This window comes from Antarctobacter sp. (assembly GCF_034670325.1).
Lineage (GTDB): Bacteria > Pseudomonadota > Alphaproteobacteria > Rhodobacterales > Rhodobacteraceae > Antarctobacter.
The window spans coordinates 187,293-207,394 of record NZ_JAXMNR010000003.1; the positions used below are offsets into that span (position 1 = coordinate 187,293).

The 20,102-nt window shown below is 63.6% G+C and carries 26 protein-coding genes; 17 read left to right on the forward strand and 9 right to left on the reverse strand.

The genetic code is table 11. The features are described 5' to 3' along the window. Positions 1–78 precede the first annotated feature (78 nt). Complete coding sequence (gene phnF / locus VOI21_RS08860; protein WP_323769484.1) at positions 79–786, reverse strand: phosphonate metabolism transcriptional regulator PhnF; 708 nt, start codon at positions 784–786, stop codon at positions 79–81. 102 nt (positions 787–888) lie between these two features. Between phnF and phnG the strand changes: the two genes are divergently transcribed. From phnG to phnN, 8 genes are all read left to right on the forward strand, one after another. Next, on the forward strand, positions 889–1,329 hold the full coding sequence (gene phnG / locus VOI21_RS08865; protein ID WP_323769485.1) for a phosphonate C-P lyase system protein PhnG: 441 nt from the start codon (positions 889–891) through the stop codon (positions 1,327–1,329). Beyond that, positions 1,329–1,895 (forward strand): phosphonate C-P lyase system protein PhnH, encoded by a 567-nt coding sequence (phnH, locus tag VOI21_RS08870; protein WP_323769486.1) that lies wholly within the window; start codon positions 1,329–1,331, stop codon positions 1,893–1,895. Before phnG ends, phnH begins: the two co-directional genes overlap by 1 nt. A gap of 3 nt (positions 1,896–1,898) precedes the next feature. Next, positions 1,899–2,984 (forward strand): carbon-phosphorus lyase complex subunit PhnI, encoded by a 1,086-nt coding sequence (locus VOI21_RS08875; protein ID WP_323769487.1) that lies wholly within the window; start codon positions 1,899–1,901, stop codon positions 2,982–2,984. Between the two features lie 193 nt (positions 2,985–3,177). Further along, positions 3,178–4,044, forward strand: coding sequence for an alpha-D-ribose 1-methylphosphonate 5-phosphate C-P-lyase PhnJ (locus tag VOI21_RS08880; protein WP_323769824.1), 867 nt, complete (start codon positions 3,178–3,180; stop codon positions 4,042–4,044). Then, positions 4,041–4,811, forward strand: coding sequence for a phosphonate C-P lyase system protein PhnK (gene phnK / locus VOI21_RS08885; RefSeq protein ID WP_323769488.1), 771 nt, complete (start codon positions 4,041–4,043; stop codon positions 4,809–4,811). The genes VOI21_RS08880 and phnK overlap by 4 nt, the downstream gene beginning before the upstream one ends. Beyond that, a complete protein-coding gene (locus VOI21_RS08890) occupies positions 4,811–5,761 on the forward strand; it encodes a magnesium transporter CorA family protein (RefSeq protein ID WP_416358967.1) in 951 nt (316 codons plus the stop codon). Before phnK ends, VOI21_RS08890 begins: the two co-directional genes overlap by 1 nt. A 5-nt stretch (positions 5,762–5,766) precedes the next feature. After that, a complete protein-coding gene (phnL, locus tag VOI21_RS08895; protein ID WP_323769825.1) occupies positions 5,767–6,450 on the forward strand; it encodes a phosphonate C-P lyase system protein PhnL in 684 nt (227 codons plus the stop codon). Further along, the gene (gene phnN / locus VOI21_RS08900) at positions 6,447–6,992 is read left to right on the forward strand and encodes a phosphonate metabolism protein/1,5-bisphosphokinase (PRPP-forming) PhnN (protein WP_323769490.1); all 546 of its coding nucleotides are present in this window, start codon (positions 6,447–6,449) and stop codon (positions 6,990–6,992) included. Before phnL ends, phnN begins: the two co-directional genes overlap by 4 nt. On the opposite strand, the gene VOI21_RS08905 is transcribed toward phnN, so the two are convergent. Continuing rightward, positions 6,974–7,660, reverse strand: a complete 687-nt coding sequence (locus VOI21_RS08905; protein ID WP_323769491.1) for a DUF1045 domain-containing protein — start codon at positions 7,658–7,660, stop codon at positions 6,974–6,976. The two genes, phnN and VOI21_RS08905, sit on opposite strands and share 19 nt — an antisense overlap. A gap of 49 nt (positions 7,661–7,709) precedes the next feature. Between VOI21_RS08905 and VOI21_RS08910 the strand changes: the two genes are divergently transcribed. Further along, positions 7,710–8,852, forward strand: a complete 1,143-nt coding sequence (locus VOI21_RS08910; protein ID WP_323769826.1) for an alpha-D-ribose 1-methylphosphonate 5-triphosphate diphosphatase — start codon at positions 7,710–7,712, stop codon at positions 8,850–8,852. A 130-nt stretch (positions 8,853–8,982) separates the two neighbouring features. Here the strand turns inward: VOI21_RS08910 and VOI21_RS08915 are convergent, their stop codons facing one another. Further along, entirely contained in the window at positions 8,983–9,195 is a 213-nt protein-coding gene (locus VOI21_RS08915) for a hypothetical protein (protein ID WP_323769492.1), read from the reverse strand. Positions 9,196–9,725: 530 nt separating this feature from the next. Between VOI21_RS08915 and VOI21_RS08920 the strand changes: the two genes are divergently transcribed. The 4 genes from VOI21_RS08920 (at position 9,726) to VOI21_RS08935 (ending at position 13,016) form a co-directional block, all read left to right on the forward strand. Further along, positions 9,726–10,106: a PAS domain-containing protein gene (locus VOI21_RS08920; RefSeq protein ID WP_323769493.1), complete on the forward strand. Its 381-nt coding sequence runs from the start codon at positions 9,726–9,728 to the stop codon at positions 10,104–10,106. Positions 10,107–10,338: 232 nt separating this feature from the next. Then, positions 10,339–10,623 carry a hypothetical protein gene (locus VOI21_RS08925; RefSeq protein WP_323769494.1) on the forward strand — a complete coding sequence of 95 codons (285 nt, stop codon included), beginning with the start codon at positions 10,339–10,341 and terminating at the stop codon, positions 10,621–10,623. A gap of 298 nt (positions 10,624–10,921) precedes the next feature. Beyond that, entirely contained in the window at positions 10,922–12,598 is a 1,677-nt protein-coding gene (rpsA, locus tag VOI21_RS08930) for a 30S ribosomal protein S1 (protein WP_323769495.1), read from the forward strand. A 97-nt stretch (positions 12,599–12,695) separates the two neighbouring features. Beyond that, on the forward strand, positions 12,696–13,016 hold the full coding sequence (locus tag VOI21_RS08935) for a hypothetical protein (RefSeq protein ID WP_323769496.1): 321 nt from the start codon (positions 12,696–12,698) through the stop codon (positions 13,014–13,016). 192 nt (positions 13,017–13,208) lie between these two features. Here VOI21_RS08935 and VOI21_RS08940 read toward each other — a convergent pair whose 3' ends face one another. After that, positions 13,209–13,412, reverse strand: a complete 204-nt coding sequence (locus tag VOI21_RS08940; RefSeq protein ID WP_323769497.1) for a hypothetical protein — start codon at positions 13,410–13,412, stop codon at positions 13,209–13,211. A 100-nt stretch (positions 13,413–13,512) separates the two neighbouring features. Continuing rightward, positions 13,513–14,400 carry a hypothetical protein gene (locus VOI21_RS08945; RefSeq protein WP_323769498.1) on the reverse strand — a complete coding sequence of 296 codons (888 nt, stop codon included), beginning with the start codon at positions 14,398–14,400 and terminating at the stop codon, positions 13,513–13,515. Between the two features lie 353 nt (positions 14,401–14,753). Here VOI21_RS08945 and ihfB point away from each other — a divergent pair, with 353 nt between their 5' ends. The 3 genes from ihfB to VOI21_RS08960 all read left to right on the forward strand — a co-directional run bounded on the left by ihfB (position 14,754) and on the right by VOI21_RS08960 (position 16,153). Further along, positions 14,754–15,035, forward strand: coding sequence for an integration host factor subunit beta (gene ihfB, locus VOI21_RS08950; RefSeq protein ID WP_058245850.1), 282 nt, complete (start codon positions 14,754–14,756; stop codon positions 15,033–15,035). A gap of 3 nt (positions 15,036–15,038) precedes the next feature. Then, positions 15,039–15,398: a LapA family protein gene (locus tag VOI21_RS08955; protein WP_323769499.1), complete on the forward strand. Its 360-nt coding sequence runs from the start codon at positions 15,039–15,041 to the stop codon at positions 15,396–15,398. A 92-nt stretch (positions 15,399–15,490) separates the two neighbouring features. Next, positions 15,491–16,153, forward strand: coding sequence for a phosphoribosylanthranilate isomerase (locus VOI21_RS08960; protein ID WP_323769500.1), 663 nt, complete (start codon positions 15,491–15,493; stop codon positions 16,151–16,153). 28 nt (positions 16,154–16,181) lie between these two features. Here the strand turns inward: VOI21_RS08960 and VOI21_RS08965 are convergent, their stop codons facing one another. The 3 genes from VOI21_RS08965 to VOI21_RS08975 are packed head-to-tail and all read right to left on the reverse strand — an operon-like array spanning position 16,182 to position 18,006. After that, the gene (locus VOI21_RS08965) at positions 16,182–17,240 is read right to left on the reverse strand and encodes a quinone-dependent dihydroorotate dehydrogenase (protein WP_323769501.1); all 1,059 of its coding nucleotides are present in this window, start codon (positions 17,238–17,240) and stop codon (positions 16,182–16,184) included. Beyond that, the gene (locus VOI21_RS08970; RefSeq protein WP_323769503.1) at positions 17,237–17,668 is read right to left on the reverse strand and encodes a DUF1330 domain-containing protein; all 432 of its coding nucleotides are present in this window, start codon (positions 17,666–17,668) and stop codon (positions 17,237–17,239) included. Before VOI21_RS08970 ends, VOI21_RS08965 begins: the two co-directional genes overlap by 4 nt. Further along, positions 17,665–18,006 carry a DUF952 domain-containing protein gene (locus VOI21_RS08975; protein ID WP_323769827.1) on the reverse strand — a complete coding sequence of 114 codons (342 nt, stop codon included), beginning with the start codon at positions 18,004–18,006 and terminating at the stop codon, positions 17,665–17,667. The genes VOI21_RS08970 and VOI21_RS08975 overlap by 4 nt, the downstream gene beginning before the upstream one ends. Positions 18,007–18,189: 183 nt before the next feature. On the opposite strand from VOI21_RS08975, the gene VOI21_RS08980 reads away from it, so the two are divergent. Next, complete coding sequence (locus VOI21_RS08980) at positions 18,190–19,743, forward strand: bifunctional metallophosphatase/5'-nucleotidase (protein WP_323769504.1); 1,554 nt, start codon at positions 18,190–18,192, stop codon at positions 19,741–19,743. On the opposite strand, the gene VOI21_RS08985 is transcribed toward VOI21_RS08980, so the two are convergent. Beyond that, positions 19,730–20,080 carry a hypothetical protein gene (locus VOI21_RS08985; protein WP_323769505.1) on the reverse strand — a complete coding sequence of 117 codons (351 nt, stop codon included), beginning with the start codon at positions 20,078–20,080 and terminating at the stop codon, positions 19,730–19,732. The two genes, VOI21_RS08980 and VOI21_RS08985, sit on opposite strands and share 14 nt — an antisense overlap. Positions 20,081–20,102 lie beyond the last annotated feature (22 nt).

Genomic DNA, 20,102 nt, shown 5'->3' on the forward strand with positions numbered 1-20,102 from the left:
CCGAACTACCTACGCTTGTATTGTATCAACGCAGTGACAGGACGTGTCATATTTCCCATGAAAATAAGGGGTCCGGCGTCACGACTCCAGCGTCAGGGTTACGCGGTCACCGGCAAACCACGTCTTGCCGTATTCGATCGGCACCCCGTCGGGGTCGATGTTCACGCTGGTGGTGCGCAGAAGCGGCGCGCCTTCGGCCAGTCTCAACCGGGTAGCCTGAGTCGGGGTGGCCAGATGGGCGGTCACGCGTGTCGAGGCGCGGGTATAGTCAGGCACGCCGCAGGCGGCGAGCGCCTCTGTGATGGTGGCAAAGGCGAGCAGAGCCTTGGGCAGGTCAGGCAGGCGGGCAGCGGGAAAAACCCCGACCCCCAGCGCGATGGGTGCACCATCAGCGGTCGCCAGCGTTTCATGGACATGCACCGGATCGCCGGGGGACAGACCCAGCGCGCGCGCCTCTCCCGGATCGGCCAGCCGGGTTTCCGTTATCAGGATCTCACGCCCGGGCACCTGTCCTGCGGCGCGCAGGTTCTGGTTGAACCGGACGCGCCGCCCAATTGGGTAGTCTGTCGGTTTTGCGGCCACAAAGACGCCCGCACCACGCCGCGCGTGGACCAGACCCCGGTCGGCCATGGCCTGTAGCGCCCGGCGCACGGTGTGTCGGTTCACCCCGAACCGCGCCGACAGGTCCGCCTCTGTTGGCAGCTTGTCCCCGGGCCGATAGCGCCCCATGGCGATGTCGCCGGTCAGGCTGTTCAGGATGGCGGTCCAGAGTGCGGGGCGGGGCATGTCACGAAACTTTCACCAGAGACGGACTTGTCAGGTTTGCGGATGGGCGATAACAATTTGTCTAGTTGTATGTTTATTTCGACAACTCTGCAAGGTGTCTAGATGGGCGACGAACCCGCGCGCAAAGAATGGATGAGCCTGCTGGCCAAGTCGGAGCCAGATGCGCTGAAGGCGCTCTGGCAGGGGAGGCCGGTGCCGGACTTCACATGGCTACGCGCGCCAGAGATCGGCGCGGCGATGGTGCGCGGACGGATGGGCGGCACCGGCGCGCCCTTCAATCTGGGTGAGATGACGGTGACACGTTGTTCGCTTCAGCTTGATGATGGGACGGTCGGGCACGGATACGTGCAAGGGCGCGACAAACCCCATGCAGAACGCGCCGCCGTGATCGACGCGCTGATGCAAACCGGTGCGGCCGCGCGGGTCGAGGCCGAGGTGCTGGCCCCGCTGCGGACGCAATCCTCTGCCCGGGCACAAGACCGCGCCGCCAAGGCTGCGGCGACAAAGGTTGAATTCTTCACACTTGTCCGGGGGGAGGATTGATGGACGCAGCTTTGCTCAAGGGCGGGTTCGCGGATGCGCCGGTCGAGTCGTCTCGCGCCTTTCGGGCCATCATGACGGCTATGGCCCGCCCCGGCACGATCCATCCAGTTGCAGGCGCAATGCCGCCTGCCCCGATGTCGGTCGCCGCAGGGGTTCTGATCCTGACGCTGTGCGATCCGGAAACCGGCGTCTATCTGGCCGGCACACATGATTGTGCCCCCCTGCGCGACTGGATCATCTTCCACACCGGCGCGCCTTTGGTGGCCGCAGAGGACTGCGATTTCGCGTTGGGCACATGGGATGCGCTTCAGCCTGTCAGCCGGTTCCGTGTGGGGGAGGCGCAATACCCCGACCGCTCCGCCACGCTGATCGTCGAAGTGCCGGACGTTTTGCCAGCGGGCGCGCGCCTGACCGGGCCGGGCATCCGCGACAGTGCGGCACTGTCGCTGCCGGAGACCAAGGCCTTTCAGGCCAATGCCGCCTGTTTTCCGCTGGGGTGGGATGCGTATTTCTGCGCCGGGGATCGGCTTGCCGCCCTGCCGCGCAGCACCACGGTAGGGGGCTGAGCGATGTATGTTGCGGTCAAGGGCGGCGAACGCGCCATCGACAATGCCCACGCCTGGCTGGCCGAAGAGCGGCGCGGCGATACCGCCGTGGCCGAACTGTCGGTGGCCCAGATCCGTGAGCAGCTAAAGCTGGCGGTCAACCGTGTCATGACAGAGGGGTCGCTCTATGATCCCGACCTTGCGGCGCTGGCGATCAAACAGGCGCGCGGCGACCTGATCGAGGCGGTCTTTCTGATCCGCGCTTACCGCACGACGCTACCGCGCTTTTGCGCTAGCCGACCCATCGACACTGCCAATATGGCCTGTATCCGGCGCATCTCGGCCACGTTCAAGGACGCGCCGGGGGGGCAGGTTCTGGGGCCGACCTTTGACTACACGCACCGCCTGCTGGACTTCAAACTGGCGGCGGATGGTGAGGTGCCGCCCGCGCCACAAGCCACGCCGCGCCAAGAGCCGACGCCGCATATCACCGGATTTCTGAACCGCGAAGGGTTGATCCAGCGGGAAAAACCGTCGGACGAAACCCCCTCCGACCTGACCCGCGAACCGATGGAACTGCCTGGGTCGCGTGCGCTGCGCCTTCAGGCGCTGGCCCGTGGCGATGAGGGCTTTGTCCTTGGCATGGCCTATTCCACGCAGCGCGGCTACGCCCGCAACCACGCCTTTGTCGGTGAGTTGCGCATTGGCACGGTGGCGGTGGAAATGGACATTCCCGAATTGGGTTTTGCCATCGACATCGGAGAAATCGAAGTCACCGAATGTGAGACGGTCAACCAGTTCACCGGCTCCAAGACCGAACCGCCGCAGTTTACCCGTGGCTACGGCCTGACCTTTGGTCAGACAGAGCGCAAGGCCATCTCAATGGCCTTGGTGGATCGCACCCTGCGCTGGCGCGAGTTGGGTGAGGACAACGTCGGTGCACCCGCGCAGGATGAGGAATTTGTCCTCTATCATTCGGACAACATTCAGGCGACCGGCTTTTTGGAACATATCAAACTGCCGCACTACGTCGACTTCCAGTCGGAACTGGAACTGGTGCGCAAATTGCGCCGCGCGGCGTCGGACGACCAAGCCGAGGCTGCGGAATGAGCCCGTCAGCCCTTTGTATTGCGCGCGTGGATCACCTTGGCGACCAGGGCAAGGCAGAAGACGACAAGCAGGGCAGTGACAACTGGAAACATGGATACAGTCCTTTCGCGGGTTTCACGCCAATGGGGTATCGGGCAAAGAGGGCGAGAATGTGAAACAGAATGACGATCAGACGCCCGAAAAAGCGCGCGAATTGAACAACTACAATTTTGCCTACCTCGACGAACAGACCAAGCGGATGATCCGCCGGGCCATTCTCAAGGGGCTTGCCGTGCCCGGCTATCAAGTGCCCTTTGCCAGCCGCGAGATGCCCATGCCCTACGGCTGGGGTACTGGCGGCGTGCAGGTCTCGGCGGCAACCCTGACACCGGAGGATACGCTCAAGGTGATTGATCAGGGGGCGGACGACACCACCAACGCGGTGTCGATCCGCAAGTTCTTTGAGCGCACGGCAGGGGTGGCCACGACCGAGGAAACCGCCAAGGCCAGCGTGATCCAGACCCGTCACCGCATCCCTGAGGAACCGCTGAGCGAGGATCAGATCCTTGTCTATCAGGTGCCCATCCCGGAACCGCTGCGCTTTCTGGAACCGTCTGAGATCGAGACGCGCAAGATGCACGCGCTGGAGGACTACGGGTTGATGCATGTGAAGCTATATGAGGACATCGCGCGGCACGGGCAGATCGCCACCTCCTACGCCTATCCGGTCAAGGTTGAGGGGCGCTATGTCATGGACCCGTCGCCGATCCCCAAGTTCGACAACCCCAAGATGTCAGGCAATGCGGCGATCCAGCTTTTTGGCGCGGGGCGTGAACAACGCATCTATGCGCTGCCCCCCTACACCGAGGTTGTCAGCCTCGATTTCCGCGACTTCCCGTTTGAAGCGACCAAGGCCGATGCCGCCTGTGATTTGTGCGCGGCAGAGCACAGCTATCTGGACGAGGTGATTGTGGATGACGAAGGTGGACGCATGTTCGTCTGCTCCGACACGGATTTCTGCCGCACGCGCCGGGCGGCAGGGCATGTAGGGGCCAAGGCCGCCTCGGAGGACGCTGCATGACACCGCTGCTCAAGGTCGAGACCCTGACAAAACGTTATGGTGCGCGCATCGGCTGTGCGGAGGTGAGTTTCGATCTCTGGCCCGGTGAGGTCATGGGGATTGTCGGCGAAAGCGGGTCTGGCAAATCAACGCTGCTCAACTGCATGGCCGGGCATCTGGTGCCTGACGCGGGACGCGTCTTGTTCGACACCCGCGCCGAGGGGCTGCGCGACACCGTCACCATGTCCGAACCCGAACGCCGTATGCTGGGCCGCACCGACTGGGCCTTTGTCCATCAGCACGCGCGCGACGGGCTGCGCATGAACGTCAGCGCGGGTGGCAATGTGGGGGAGCGTTTGATGGCTGTCGGCGCGCGCCACTACGGTGAAATACGCGAACAGGCCCGAGACTGGCTGGGCCGGGTCGAGATTGACACCACCCGCATCGACGACCGCCCCACCGCCTTTTCCGGCGGGATGCAGCAACGCCTGCAAATCGCGCGAAACCTTGTGACCGGGCCGCGCCTTGTCTTCATGGACGAACCAACCGGGGGCCTTGATGTCTCCGTTCAGGCGCGTCTGCTGGACCTGTTGCGCGGCTTGGTGCGGGAAATGGGGCTGAGTGCGATCATCGTTACCCACGACCTTGCCGTCGTGCGCCTGCTGGCGGATCGATTGATGGTGATGAAAGACGGGCATGTGGTCGAGGCGGGTCTGACCGATCAGGTTCTGGACGATCCGCAACACGCCTATACCCAGCTCCTTGTTTCATCGGTACTACAAGTCTGATGATGTACGCCTATCACATTGCCGAAAATCGCCTGCACGCGCTTGCACCCGACGCGTCCCCCGAGCCCGCGCATTGGATCGACCTCTATCGCCCCTTGCCAGAGCAGGTCGCTGCGGTCGAGGCGCTGGGCATTCAGGTCCCATCGCTGGAAGACATGGAAGAAATTGAGGTCTCGAACCGCTTTTACCGCGAGGGCGAGACCGAGGTCCTGACCGTCATGCTGCCCGGACTGGACGCGGAAAAGCGCCGCAGCTTTGGCCCCGTCGCCTTTTTGCTGACGCCGACCCGCATGATCACCGTCCGCTATCATGCCCCCCGCAGCTTTGAGACCTTTCCGGAACACGCGGGACTCACCGCAACCGGATGTGGCGGGCCCTTGCACCTGTTCCTTGGCCTGATCGAGGAAATCGTGTCCCGCCTCGCCGATCTGCTGGAGGGCACCGGTCGGGCGCTGGACGCCGCCGCGCGCGACCTGTTTGAGCGGGACGAGCCCGAAGATGAGCTGAAGACGACGCTGCGCGCCGTCGGGAAACGGGGTGAGGAACTGGCCAGCTACCGGCTGTCGCTGCTGACGCTGGAACGGGCGCTCACGACCTTTTCGCTGAACATTCCCAAAAAATCCGGTCAGAACCTGCAACCGGTGCTCAAGGCACATACGCGGGACATCCGCTCTTTGGTGGTTCATGCTGACTTTCTGACCGGGCGGGTGGCCCATGTGACGGATGTGGTCCTTGGCATGGTCAATCTCGATCAGAGCAACGCCAACCGCACCCTGTCGGTGGTCGCGGTGCTGTTCTTGCCGCCGACACTGGTCGCCTCTGTCTATGGCATGAACTTTGAGGTTCTGCCGGGGCTGGGCCAGAAATACGGCTACTTGATCGCCACCGGCCTGATGGCCGGATCGGCGCTTGGATCGTTCCTCTTCTTCAAATGGAAGGATTGGCTATGAGCGCCATGATCGACATTCGCGACCTGTCCAAGACCTTCACCCTGCACAATCAGGGCGGCGCCGTGATCGAGGTGATGCGCGGTGCATCGCTGTCGGTGCTGCCGGGGGAATGTGTGGCACTGACGGGCGCATCTGGCGCAGGGAAATCGACCCTGATGCGGATGATCTACGGCAATTACCTTGCCGCCTCTGGCACCATCATTGTGGGCGGCGTGGACGTGGCGCGGGCCGAACCGCGTGAAATCATCCGCCTGCGCCGCGAGGTGTTGGGCTATGTCAGCCAATTTCTGCGCGTGGTGCCTCGGGTGCCGACACTGGACGTGGTGGCCGAACCGTTGCTTGCCATCGGCGTGGATCGCGACACGGCCAGGGACCGGGCGCGCGCGCTGTTGACCCGGCTGCGCATTCCAGAGCGGCTCTGGTCGTTGTCACCCACCACATTTTCGGGCGGCGAACAGCAGCGCGTGAACATCGCGCGCGGGTTTGCCCATGCCTATCCGGCGTTGCTGCTGGATGAGCCGACCGCCTCTCTGGACGCCGCCAACCGCGAAACCGTGCTGACCCTGATCGAAGAGGCCAAGGCGCGCGGTGCGGCCATCGTCGGCATCTTTCACGATCAGGCGGCGCGTGATCGGGTCTGCGACCGCGAAATCGACGTGACGCAATTTACACCCGGACTGGCCGCATGATGGCGGGGCGCTTCATCGCTGTTGTCGGTCCTTCAGGTGTCGGCAAGGACAGCGTGATGGCGGCGCTGGCCGCGCGCGACCCGCGCTTTGTGGTCGCCCGCCGGATGATTACCCGCCCCGAAGAGGCGGGCGGAGAGGATCATACCGGCGTCTCGGGGGCAGAGTTTGACCGGATTGAAACCGACGGTGGGTTTGCCCTGTCGTGGCGGGCGCATCGGCTGTCCTACGGCATTCCGACCGAAGTCGACGCTGACATCGCAAAGGGCCGCGATGTGCTGGCCAACCTGTCGCGGGGGGTGCTTGCACGGGCTCAGGCGCGGTTTGACCGCTTTGCCGTCTTGTCGCTGACCGCGCCGGTTGAGGTGCTGGCACAGCGACTAGCCGGGCGTGGCCGCGAAACCGCCGATCAGATCGCGGACCGGCTGGGCCGCACGGCGTCGCCATTGCCCAACGGCCTGCCGGTGATCAGCGTCGAGAATACCGGCCCGCTGGAGCAAACGGTGGACACGATCCTGACCCGGCTTCAGCCGCAAAGGGTGTAGCGGTGAAGCTCATGGAAATATCCGGTTTGATCCTCACCGCACAGCGTCAGCGCATCCACCGTAAAGGGTCGCGGCAGGCGCTGGTCAATATGGGGCAACAGCGCGGCGCGGACCTGTTCGGCATCCGCCTTGCCCAGCCGACCGCTCAGCGTGATGTGAAAGCGGAACTGGTCCATGACATAGGGATAACCCCATTGCGCCAGCAGGGCGTCCTGCCGGTCGCTGAGGCCGGACTTGCGGCGCTTGGCCACCTCGACCTCTGTCAGCGGCGCGCGGAACGGGTCCAGAGTCTCGACCGCCTGCGCGGCGAGCCTTGCCAGCGCGTCCGCGTCTCCCACCGGCGTCAGCGCCAGAAAGCTGCCCAGCCGGGTCAGCGCCAGCCCGTCCAGCGTCACCGGACCGTGCGCGGCGCAGAACGCGGCGAACCCATCGTGCAGTGCGTTGAAACTGTGCCCGTCCGCAAGGCGGAACGGCGGTTTCATGGTGCCGTGCAACCCGTATTTGCGCGGGGTGGCGGTAATATCATGGGCGGGCATCGGAAGGCCGTGGATCATCGGGGCGTCGGGGCGTTCGCCGGTTGCGGCGTTCCAGCCCAGCCATTGAGCACCGAAGTCAGACAGCGGACCCTTTGGAAGGGTCACGTAGACAGCGTAACGGGAGAAATGCATGACGACCTCCACTCTCTCCGGGCCTATGCCCAATGCGCGTGACGCGGACGTGACAGACGGGCGCACGCTTGCCAATGCGACACTGGTGCTGCCTGATCGGGTGGCGCGCGGCTGGGTGCGTGTTGAAAACGGCGTCATCGCGGCGATGGGTGAGGGGGTGTCGGTCCCCGCGGGCGCGGTGGATTGCATCGGCGATTACCTCGCGCCGGGGATGATAGAGCTGCACACCGACAATCTGGAACGTCACATCCAGCCGCGTCCGGGGGTCGACTGGCCCCACGCGGCGGCCATCGTGGCGCATGATGCGGAACTGGCCTCGACCGGGATCACCACGGTTTTCGATGCCATGCGGATCGGCTCTATTCCATCCGGGCGGGGGCGTTACCTGAAATATGCCCGCGCCCTGTCGCGGGAGATGCTGGATCTGCGCACGGCGGAGATGCTCAAGATCAGCCACTTTCTGCACCTGCGGGCCGAGGTCTGCTCGGAGACGTTGGTTGAGGAACTGGCGGAGTTCGGGCGTGAAGACCGCGTCGGACTGGTCAGCCTTATGGACCACACGCCGGGGCAGCGGCAGTTCCGGGATATCGACAAGCTCATGGCCTACAAGAAGGGCAGGTTGGGGCTGTCGGACGCGGAGGTCATCGAACATATCGCCGAGCTGAAGGCCCTGCGCGACCGCTATGGGGCGGCGCATGAGGCGGCGACGGTGTCCGAGGCGGCGCGGTTCGGGGCGGTGCTGGCCAGCCATGACGACACCACGCGCGCGCAGGTCGAGACCTCGGCGGGCTATGGCATCCGGCTGGCGGAATTTCCGACCAGCGCCGAGGCGGCGCAGGCCTGCCGGGCGCATGGCATCGCGGTGATGATGGGGGCGCCCAATCTGATCCGGGGCGGCTCTCATTCCGGCAACGTGGCGGCAGAGGAACTGGCGCGGCTGGACCTGCTGGACATCGTCTCCTCCGATTATGTTCCGGCGGCGCTGCTGTTGGCGGCGGTCAGGCTGGGTGAGATATGGAGCGATCTGCCGAGGGGCATCGCGACCGTGACCAAGGCCCCTGCCGAGGCGGTGGGGCTGGATGATCGGGGGGTTCTGGCGGTGGGCAGGCGGGCCGATCTGATGCGCTTTGGGGTGTCGGGGCAGGTGCCGCTGCTGAGGGGCGTCTGGAGCCGGGGCAATCAGGTGGCCTGAGGGGCTGTCCACGCGTGGACAGCTTTGGCGCTTATAAATATCAAGGGGTTACAGAGGTGGTTTTACCTTTGGTTAACGTCTTGGCCCTCTGGCGGATGGATGCGCAAGGGCCTGAAACGGCGCTCGACGCTCAACGCCCGCTGCGTTCGATTCGGCGCGTGCGCTGCTCTTCGCCCGACTGGTAGATCAGAATCCACGCCAGCGCGATGAACATCGGGTGCGTCAGCCCGCCTGAAAAGATGATCGCCGGAATCCAGATCAGGAAGACGATGATCGACAGGATCGGCCGCCCGGTCAAAAGGATCGAGATCGGCGGCAGGAAGAGGGCGAGGACGTAGTTCATTCCGGACTCCGATGCGGCGGCGGGTCAATGTTGATGGGATTAACATAAGGGCGCGGGCGCAAAAGTTAAGAGGCGGCGCCCACGATGGCCCGCTCTCGCATGATGATGCCCGTAGTGGCAGCGCGGGTGAGACCCTATCGCCGCCTCGATCCGACAACCGATAGACCAGACCAGAGCGCGCTGCGCCGCCGATAGGCATTTGGGTCAGTCGGCACGCGGGGCCACTCGCGATCAGGATTACCTGACGGAACATACGTCTTCGGCGGGTAAATCCTGAATAGTTTGTTAACGAGCATGTTCAATAGGCTAGGTTATTGGCGTAAATTACAGCGAAACGTCTTTCGCGGGGGGCCGCTCTGACACATGGCGTGCGCAGGAGGCGTGCCTTAAATATCAAGCAATATCATAAGGTTGTGGAAATAGATGGACTCTGAGGACCCGATGGAGCCGCTCTTTGTTTCGGCGCCGGTGCTTATGCACTCGATCGACCAAGACGGTAATCTTTTGCGTGTCAGCCGTTTTGGGCCAATATGCTGGGCTACGAAATCGAAGAGATGGTCGGCAGAAAGTCCGTCGATTTTCTGAGCGACGCATCGCGGGAATACGCGCGCAAGGTTACCCTCCCGCAATTCTTCCGCACCGGAATCATGCATATTGTCGCCTATGACTTTGTTAGCGCGGACGGCGAACTGGTGCCGGTTCTTTTGTCTGGGATGGCCGAATATGATGATCAGGGCCGGTTCGTGCGGTCGCTGGCGGTGATGTTCGACAACAGCGAAGCACAGCGGGCCGCGGCGCAGTTGCGTCAACAGCATCGTCTGGACGCCATTGGCAGCCTTGTCGGCGGCGTCTCACGACAATGGTTTGCAGGCGGACGATTGGCACCTGATCAAACCGGTGGCCCAGCGTGATATGCTGGAGGCGGTGAACACGGTGATTGGCGCGGCCTGAGAGGGGCCGGGGCGCCCTGCCATTTATCCAACCCCAACTCGCAACTCCATAGGGCCGATGGGCCGCTGTTTGACCGGCAGGACAGCGGCTGCAGCGTAATGAGCCGGGGCGCAAATTTCCTGATTCGCGAAAAAAGGCGCAGACTGGCGGGGCCGCGCCATGTCCGGGGCGGCTTTTTCCGGGGGAGATAAAATGGCACATTTTACGATTTCGCATTGGGAAACAGAGGACTGGACCGACGAGATGGAGACCTTGGCGCGCGAGAAATACGTGCCGCTGGTCAAGTCGGTCGGGGCGCAGCGGGTCACTATGGTGCGGGTGGCGGACCGCAGTTTCATGGTTGTGACCGAATACGCGGATGCCGCGACGGCAGAAGCGGCGCAGGCGCGCATCGCCGAAATCCGGTCGCAGGCGGCAGAGGAATTGCCGATGAAGATGACCGCCGCCATGGGCGGTGAGGTCTTTGCGGCGGGGTGACGGGGGGGGCGGGCTGAAGCCCGGCCTACGCCCGGCCCATGTCCGGTCTGGACTTGGCTCGCAAGGGACTGCCGGGGTGGATGTCTTGACCGGCGGCTTCGCGTGGTCTATACGCGCGAACGTCGACAAGGCATCAAACGCCGCGGCAAAGAGATCGAGCAGGGTCGGACACTATCCGGCCCTCTTTGTTTTGCGGCATGCCCACTGACCAACCCGTTTCGCCGAAGGCGGACATCATCCCAGACCGGCGGAGACAACCGCATGGCCAGAAAACTGTTGTAAAGGACCGTACACACATATGCCTAGCGCATCGATGGAGGAATTCGAGGCCCTCCTTAATGAAAGCCTCGAAATGGACACCCCGGACGAAGGTTCGGTTGTCAAAGGCAAAGTCATCGCGATTGAAGCGGGACAAGCCATCATCGACGTCGGTTACAAGATGGAAGGCCGCGTCGATCTGAAAGAATTCGCAGAACCAGGCGAAAATCCCGAAGTCAAGGTTGGCGACGAAGTCGAGGTTTACCTCCGCTCCGCCGAAAACGCCCGTGGCGAAGCTGTCATCTCCCGCGAGATGGCGCGCCGCGAAGAAGCCTGGGACCGTCTGGAAAAAGCATACGCCGACGACGCGCGCGTCGAAGGTGCGATCTTTGGTCGGGTCAAAGGCGGCTTTACTGTCGACCTTGGCGGCGCTGTTGCGTTCCTGCCCGGCTCTCAGGTTGACGTGCGCCCCGTGCGTGACGCCGGCCCGCTGATGGGTCTCAAGCAGCCGTTCCAGATCCTCAAGATGGACCGTCGCCGTGGCAACATCGTTGTCTCGCGCCGCGCGATCCTTGAAGAGTCCCGCGCCGAGCAGCGCGCTGAGGTTATCAGCAAGCTGCAAGAAGGCGACGCGGTTGACGGCGTGGTCAAGAACATCACCGAGTACGGCGCATTCGTCGATCTGGGTGGCGTTGACGGCCTGCTGCACGTCACCGACATGGCATGGCGCCGTGTGAACCATCCGTCCGAGATCCTGTCGATCGGCGAGACCGTCAAGGTTCAGGTCATCAAGATCAACAAGGACACCCACCGTATCAGCCTCGGCATGAAGCAGCTGCAGGAAGATCCGTGGGATCTGGTTGGCATCAAGTATCCGCTGGCCTCGGTCCACAAGGGCCGCGTGACCAACATCACCGATTACGGCGCATTTGTTGAGCTGGAGCCCGGTGTCGAAGGTCTGGTCCACGTCTCCGAGATGTCCTGGACCAAGAAGAACGTGCACCCCGGCAAGATCGTCTCCACCTCGCAGGAAGTGGACGTCATGGTGCTGGAAATCGACGGCGCCAAGCGTCGCGTTAGCCTGGGTCTCAAGCAGACCATGCGCAACCCGTGGGAAGTGTTTGCAGAAACACACCCCGAGAACACGCAGGTCGAGGGCGAAGTCAAGAACATCACCGAATTCGGTCTGTTCATTGGCCTCGAAGGCGAGATCGACGGCATGGTCCACCTGTCCGACCTGTCGTGGGACCAGCGCGGCGAAGAAGCCATTCAGGAATACCGCAAGGGCGACATCGTTCAGGCGATCGTCTCCGAAGTGGACGTCGAGAAAGAGCGTATCTCGCTCTCGATCAAGGCGCTGGGCGGCGACAAGTTCGCCGAAGCGGCTGATGGCGTGCGCCGCGGTTCGATCGTGACCGTCGAGGTCACCGCGATCGAGGATGGTGGCATCGAGGTGGAATACGAAGGCATGAAATCCTTCATCCGCCGCTCTGACCTGTCGCGTGATCGTGCCGAGCAGCGCCCCGAGCGTTTCTCGGTCGGTGACAAGGTCGACGTGCGCGTCACCAATATCGACACCAAGACCCGCCGTCTGGGTCTGTCGATCAAGGCACGCGAGATCGCCGAAGAGAAAGAAGCCGTGGAACAGTTCGGGTCCTCCGACTCGGGTGCGTCGCTGGGCGACATCCTTGGCGCGGCTCTGAAGCGCGACGAGTAATCTCGTTTCCTGAAAACACCGAAAAGGCCTCGCATTTGCGGGGCCTTTTTGCTTTTGTGCCAAGGACGCCAAGGGGCGCTTGAGACAGGGGATCGGAATGAAGCATGTCGTGCTGTTGGTCTTTGGGCTGATCTTGGCGGGGCCGGGTGCCGCGCAAGACCAGATTGTGCTCCCTGACGATGGGGCAGAGGTCACGCAGGACGGGCCTCCGCCCGGAGGCACCGGGATGACCATGCGCCGGGTCGAGGTACAGGGTCAAAAGCAGCTTCGCGGGCGCTATGGCTCTGCCTGGACGGCGCAGGACGTCAAGGAAGAGGCCGCCAAGACCTGTGCTGAGGGGGGGATGCGGCTCGTTTATTTCAAGCCGGCGGAAAAAGCGTCCGGTGACTGGACCGAGTTTGCGGCGGTCTGCCAGTAGCGAGGCCCGACCGGCGGCAGACGTTTTTCAGGGGCGATGGTGCCAGCGCATTGGGCCGTCAGGCGTCCGGGTTTCGCGGCGTTGCGGTCCGTGCAGGACGCGCGGCGCGCTGCAACCGGCGGAACAGTGTCAGCAGGGAAAACAAGACCCCGCCGTGACACGGGGTCTTGAAGTGCGACGATCGCGGTGCGCTTATTTGGCGACCGGGGTCACCTCATGGCTGGTCATGCCACCGATGGCATCGCAATCAGCGGACTTTTCGGCCAGCACGGTCACATCGTTGAGGACGCAGAGAACGGCGTTTGCACCTTCTTCCGCAAAGCCGATGCTAATGTGAAATGCATGAGCGGACAGGGTCGATGCTGCGAGGATTGCGGCTGCCATTGCATATTTCATAGTCATTCTCCACTTGGGGGGATGAGCGACGGACGCTCGGAGGAGGCCGGAATGGCCGGGCATGAGGTCGCGCGTGTGCGCAACCACATCTGGTGCGGGATCAAAGGCCGGGTAAAACGGCCTGCGGATCCCGGATAACGGGTGTTTGTCGACAGTCGGGCGTAAAGCCACCCGGGGTCGCTGATTTGACCTTATGCGCAGCGCAGATCGGCCCCGAGGTGTCGGTGACCTGACCCGAGACGGTGGTCAGCAGCTCTGACAGCGGCAGCTTTGGGCCGTTCATTGCGGCGACCAGCAGGTTGCTGAACAGAGGCTGTTTGTAATCCAGTGTCAGGTTTGCGTACTGGCCCGCCTGCGCGGATGCGATGGTGGCGACATGTTTGGTCTTTGGGGTCGTTTCATGCAGGATCTCAAGCCCCAGAGCGCCGGATTGGCAATTTTCCAGAAACGCGACCAGCGTGCCCATCCCGAGTTGGCCGATCGCGTCGCCAAAGTCGCTGGCGCGGAGCCATTTGCCTTCGGCAATGGCAAATTCGATCACGCCCGGGTCGGTATCGGACCAGAACACAAGGATATCGTCCGTGGCCGAGGCGGCGCGGTCCTGATGACCGCCGCCGTTGTGCATGACGACATAGAGAAAGACCCGGTCATCGGCGGCGATGGGGGGCAGGGCATTCAGAAAGTCCACAAAGCCCGTGACCGTGGCCTGCGCATTCAGGAGGGTGTGGACCTGCGTATCGGGAACGGCGTAGCGCGCCGACAAAGCGGCCGTCACCTCTGTCACGGCGGTTTCGCAGACGGCGGGCGGGACACCGGCCCAAGCCGGACAGGCACCGATGGCAAGAATGTGGTCGTCGGCCTGTGCGCTGCCAGCGCCGATAACCCAGCAGGTCAGGGGCAAGGCGGTCCGGACAAGGGAGGTGACAGGTCTGCGCAAGGCGCGCATCAGGGTCCGGCGAAACGCGCCCGAAAAAGGGAAGGGTGTCAAAATCTCTCCAGTCCATGCAACGCATAACAAGCCTTGGCAACGGCCCGTTCAGTCAATCGTTGGGGCGACTATGAGAGCGATGTCTTGACCAACCCCTAACGGATACAATGCGACGGAAAATGGCCCCGCCGGGCAGGTCGCGCAGGGCGAATCGCAGGCCGCGATGCCGTGGTTTTGTGTCGTGCCTCGGCTGGCAGGACAGCGGGGATTCCCGCCGGTGTCCGGGATTCGGCACGCAAACTGCTGCGAATCCTGATTTTTTCACGTTCTTAGGCGGTTCCCGTTTCAATCATCGGCGCGTATAGTTGCGCAAAAGACCAAGGCAAATGCCGAGTCCACGGGGGATGTGGGGTATGATCAGATCTGAATTGATCCAGAAGATTGCGGATGAGAATCCACATCTGTATCAGCGTGACGTGGAGAGGATCGTGAACACGATCTTCGAAGAGATCACCAACGCCATGGCCCGGGGCGACCGGGTCGAGCTGCGGGGCTTCGGGGCCTTTTCGGTCAAGAAGCGGGACGCGCGCGTCGGGCGGAACCCCCGCACCGGGGAGTCGGTCGAGGTCGAGGAAAAGCACGTGCCCTTCTTCAAGACCGGCAAGCTCTTGCGAGACCGCCTGAACGGAAAGTAATCCATGCGCTACGTTCTTTACGCATTCTACGCGATTCTACTCATTGTCCTGACGGTTGTCTGCGTCGCGAACTTGCAGTGGGTGACGCTGAACACGCTGCCTGAGGGGCTGACACGTCTTCCGCAGATGGACAGGCTGGCGTTTTCCGTCGAGGTGCCGCTGTTTGCCGTGGCGCTGGGGTTCCTCGTGCTGGGCTGGGTTCTGGGCGAGGTCTATGAGTGGCTGCGCGAATACAAGTACCGCGCCGAGGCCTCTGCCAAGAAGACCGAGGTGCGCAAGCTGGAGCGTCAGTTGAAGAAGACGCAGGCCGAGCGCGACAAGGACAAGGACGAGGTGCTGGCGATTCTGGATCAGGCCAGCTGATCCGGTCACCGGGAGGGGAGGGGCGCTGCCCCTCTGCGCCTTCGGGCGCATTCACCCCGGAGTATTTTTACCAAAAAGAAGCAGGGGCCTGCATGGCGGACGTGCGCGTGAAGATCTGTGGCCTGACGCGGCCTGAAGATGTCGATGCCGTGGCCGGGGCAGGGGCCTCTTATGCCGGGTTGGTCTTTTTCCCCAAGAGCCCGCGGCATGTCTCTGTCGCGGTGGCGCGGGAGCTGGCGCTGCGGGCGCCGGTGGGGCTGGCCAAGGTCGGGTTGGTAGTGAACCCCTCGGACGCCTTGTTGGACGAGATCACCGCGCAGGTGCCGTTGGACATGATCCAGTTGCACGGGTCAGAGCCGCCGGAACGGGTGGCCGAGGTGCGCTCGCGGTATGGATTGCCGGTGATGAAGGCGGTCGGTGTGGCCGACGCGGCGGATCTGGACAAGCTGGATGTGTATCAGCGGGTTGCGGATCAGATCCTTGTGGATGCCAAGCCGCCCAAGGGGGCGGACTTGCCGGGTGGCAACGGGTTGGCCTTTGACTGGCGGTTGATTGCCGGGCGGCGCTGGTCACGGCCGTGGATGTTGGCGGGGGGGCTGACACCGCAGAACGTGGCGCGCGCCGTCGCAATGACCGGTGTGGCGCAGGTGGATGTGTCCTCGGGCGTGGAGAGCGCGCCGGGGGTCAAGGATGCGGAGCTGGTCCGGGGTTTTGTCACCGCAGCCAAAGTGGCGGAGGCTGTGCCGCGTCTGTGAGCGTCAGCGGTACGAAGTCACGCGGGCATTAGAGCCACGCGCTGCGTCCGCTGCCCACGGCCTGTGCGACCGAGTCAAAACCGTCGCGCGCCAGTAGGGTATCCAGCCCCTTGGTGATCTCCTCGACGAGGCTAAGGCCGCCGTAGACCAGCGCGGTGTAGAGTTGCACGAGGCTCGCCCCGGCGCGGATCTTTTCGTAGGCCTGTTCGGCAGAGCCGACGCCGCCGACGCCGATAAGCGGCAGCGCGCCATCGGTCAGTTGCGACAGGCGGGCGAGGACGCGGGTGGAACGGTCGAACAGCGGCTCGCCGGACAGCCCGCCCGCCTCATCGGCGTGGCGGGAGCGCAGGCCCGCCCGTGACAGGGTGGTGTTGGTGGCGATGATGCCCGCCACGCCGGAGGACAGCGCGACCTCTGCCACGTCGGCGAGTTCGGCATCGTCCAGATCGGGCGCGATTTTCAGGAATACCGGGATGGGGTGAGCCAGCGCGTCGCGGGCCTGCATGACGCCCGCGAGCAGGGCGGCGAGCGCCGCCTTGCCTTGCAGGTCGCGCAGTTTTTCGGTGTTGGGGGAACTGACGTTGACGGTGGCGAAATCGACGTTGGCGCCGCAGTGGGTCAGCACGCGGGCGAAATCCCCGGCGCGGTCGGCGCTGTCCTTGTTGGCTCCAAGGTTCAGGCCCAGCACCAGATCGCGGGGGCGGGTTTTGAGCCGCGCGCCGATGGCCTCCATTCCGTCGTTGTTAAAGCCGAAGCGGTTGATCGCGGCGCGGTCCTCGGTCAGGCGAAACAGGCGCGGGCGCGGGTTGCCGGGCTGGGGGCGCGGGGTGGCGGCACCGACCTCGATAAAGCCGAACCCGGCGCGGGACAGGCCCTGAAGGGCTGTGGCATTCTTGTCGAACCCGGCGGCAAGGCCGACCGGGTTGGGCAGGTTGAGACCCGCGACGGAGGTGCGCAGCCGGTTTGACGTCACAAGGCCGGGGCTGTGCGACACACCGGCCTGAAGCGCCTTCAGCGCGAGGCCATGCGCGGTTTCCGGGTCCATCCGGTGCATCAGGGTAAGGCCAAGACGTTCGAGCGGGGTCATCCGAACACCTCTCCGGCGGGGGCGGGCGCGCAGCGGATCAGGCGCGAGTCGCGGACGGCGGCCTGACGGTGGACAACGGCGCGCTGATACGCGGGGTCCGTCACCATGGCGAGAAAGGCGTGCGCAGAGGGGTAGCGGGCGACAAAGACGTGGTCCCAGTGCTCGGCCTCTGGCCCGGTCAGCATGGTGCGGAAATCGCCGCGCCAGAGGATCTGACCGCCGACGCGGGCAAAGACCGGGCCGCTGTGTTTGCCATAGAGGCGATAGGCCTCGGCCCCGCTGAGGCCGGAATCCGCCAGTTCATGCCCTTCGGGATATTGCGCGGTGTCGCGCAGGCGGACAAGGTTCAGCATCTCACAGGGTTCATCGCGGTCGAGCGCCTTGAAGGCGTCGAACTGCGGGCGCGTGGGGTCGATGTGGTCACTCATGCAATGCCGGGCGGAAAGGCGTGGCTGCCGTCCGCGCCCAAGGGCAGGGGCTGACACCAGAGGATATCGGCCAGCCGCAGCGGGCCGTAGAGATGCGGGAACAGGGCATCGCCGCGCGACACCTCCCATTTCAGCGCGTCACCCAGAGCATCGCTGTCCAGCGCGGCCAGAAACAGCCCGTCAGCCCCGGCGAAATGTTTCGCTGCCGTCTCTTGCGCCTGCTGGGCGGTCGAGAAATGGATAAAACCGTCAGCGACGTCGATGGGCGCGCCAGCGGTTTCCTTTTGGTCACGCAGGGCCGACCACTCGTCGGCGCGGAGGATCTTGTAGATTTCCATGGCCCGAGTGATGCCGCGCCGCGTGACCGGGGTCAAGCGTGGCGCTGAATGTTGCGGCTCAGGATCGGGACAGGTTTCATCACGCTGTTACAGCCGTGAGCGAGACGCAAAGTCAGGCTTTGACTCTTGGCACGCGCCGGGGTCTGCTATTGGCATAAACAAAACCGACAGAGAGGAAACCTCATGTTTCGCATGATGACAGGTGCGGCCACGCTGGCACTGATTGCCGGGGCCGCACAGGCGGATTATTCGCTGACGATCCTGCACACCAACGATTTTCACGCCCGGTTCGAGCCGATCAGCAAGTATGATTCGGGCTGCGGCGCGGAGGACAACGCCGAGGGCAAATGCTTTGGCGGCTCGGCGCGTATGATCACGGCAATCAACGCGGCCAAGGCACGGACCAACAACTACATCCTTGTGGATGGCGGCGACCAGTTTCAGGGCACGCTGTTCTACACCTATTACAAGGGTATGCTGGCGGCCGAGATGATGAACCTCATGGGCTATGACGGCATGACCGTCGGCAACCATGAGTTCGACGATGGCCCCGAAGTGCTGCGCGGCTTTATGGATGCGGTGGAATTCCCGATCCTGATGTCGAACGCCGACGTCTCGGGTGAGCCGCTGCTGGCCGATGCGCTGATGAAATCCACGGTGATCGAGCGTGGCGGTGAAAAGCTGGGCCTGATCGGTCTGACACCGCAGGACACCGATGAACTGGCCAGCCCCGGCGACAATATCATCTTCACCGATCCGTCGGATGCGGTGCAGGGTGAGGTCGACAAACTGACAGAGATGGGCGTGAACAAGATCATCGTTCTGTCGCACTCTGGGTATGTTGTCGATCAGCGCGTGGCGGAGAACACCACCGGCGTCGACGTGATCGTGGGTGGCCACTCCAACACCCTGCTGGGTGACATGGAGGGCGCTGCGGGTGCGTATCCGACAGTCGTGAACGGCGTTCAGATCGTGCAGGCCTATGCCTATGGCAAGTTCCTGGGTGAGCTGAATGTGACCTTTGACGACGCCGGTGAGGTGATCTCTGCCGAGGGTGCGCCGATCCTGATCGACGCATCGGTGACCGAGGATGACGCCGTCAAGGCGCGCATCGCAGAGGCCGCCGTGCCACTGGAAGAGATCCGCAACAAGGTGGTGGCAGAGGCCGCCGAAGCCATCGAAGGCGGCCGCGATGTGTGCCGTGCGATGGAATGCGCGATGGGCAACCTTGTGGCCGATGCGATGCTGGACCGGGTCGCGGCGCAGGGCATCGACGTGGCCATCGCCAACAGCGGCGGCTTGCGGTCGTCGATTGACGCGGGCGAAGTGACCATGGGCGAGGTGCTGACCGTGCTGCCGTTCCAGAACACCCTGTCGACCTTCCAGATCACCGGCGCGACGCTGGTCGAGGCGCTGGAAAACGGCGTCAGCCAGATCGAGGAAGGCGCGGGCCGTTTCCCGCAGGTGGCGGGCATGACCTTTACCGTTGATCCCTCCGCAGAGCCGGGCAGCCGGGTTTCCGAGGTCATGGTGGGCGGCGCGCCGGTTGAGTTGGACAAGGTCTATGGCGCGGTGTCGAACAACTATGTGCGCAACGGCGGCGACGGCTACAAGATGTTCAAGGATGCTGAGAACGCCTATGACTTTGGCCCCGATCTGGCGGACGTGACGGCAGAGTATCTGGCCAAGGATGGCGCGTATCAGCCTTACACCGATGGCCGGATCACCATGAAGTAAGCGGCGCTTCACGCCCCGTCTGCAGGGTTGCCCCCTCCCGGGGGGCGGCCCTTTTTCGTTCCCGGGACCGCGTGGGGGTGACGGTGAACTGGGCGGGCTGATCCGGGGCGTGGCAGATCGTGACAATCAGGCCGTCCCTGTGCCAGCTGTTGGCCGGTCCCTCGGGGGCAAAACCCACGTCGGCTAGCAGGTGCGGGGCGGTTTCCGCGATGCGGGTGATGTCGCGGTCCATTTGGCGGTCTTGGCGCCATTGGGCAAGGTACAGTGCAGTTTTCCTAATCCAGTTGGCGCTATTTGCGATCAGCGAGCGTGAGCGAAGGCTGGTTGTGGTCTGCATGTCTGGCCCTTCTATGTGCGCG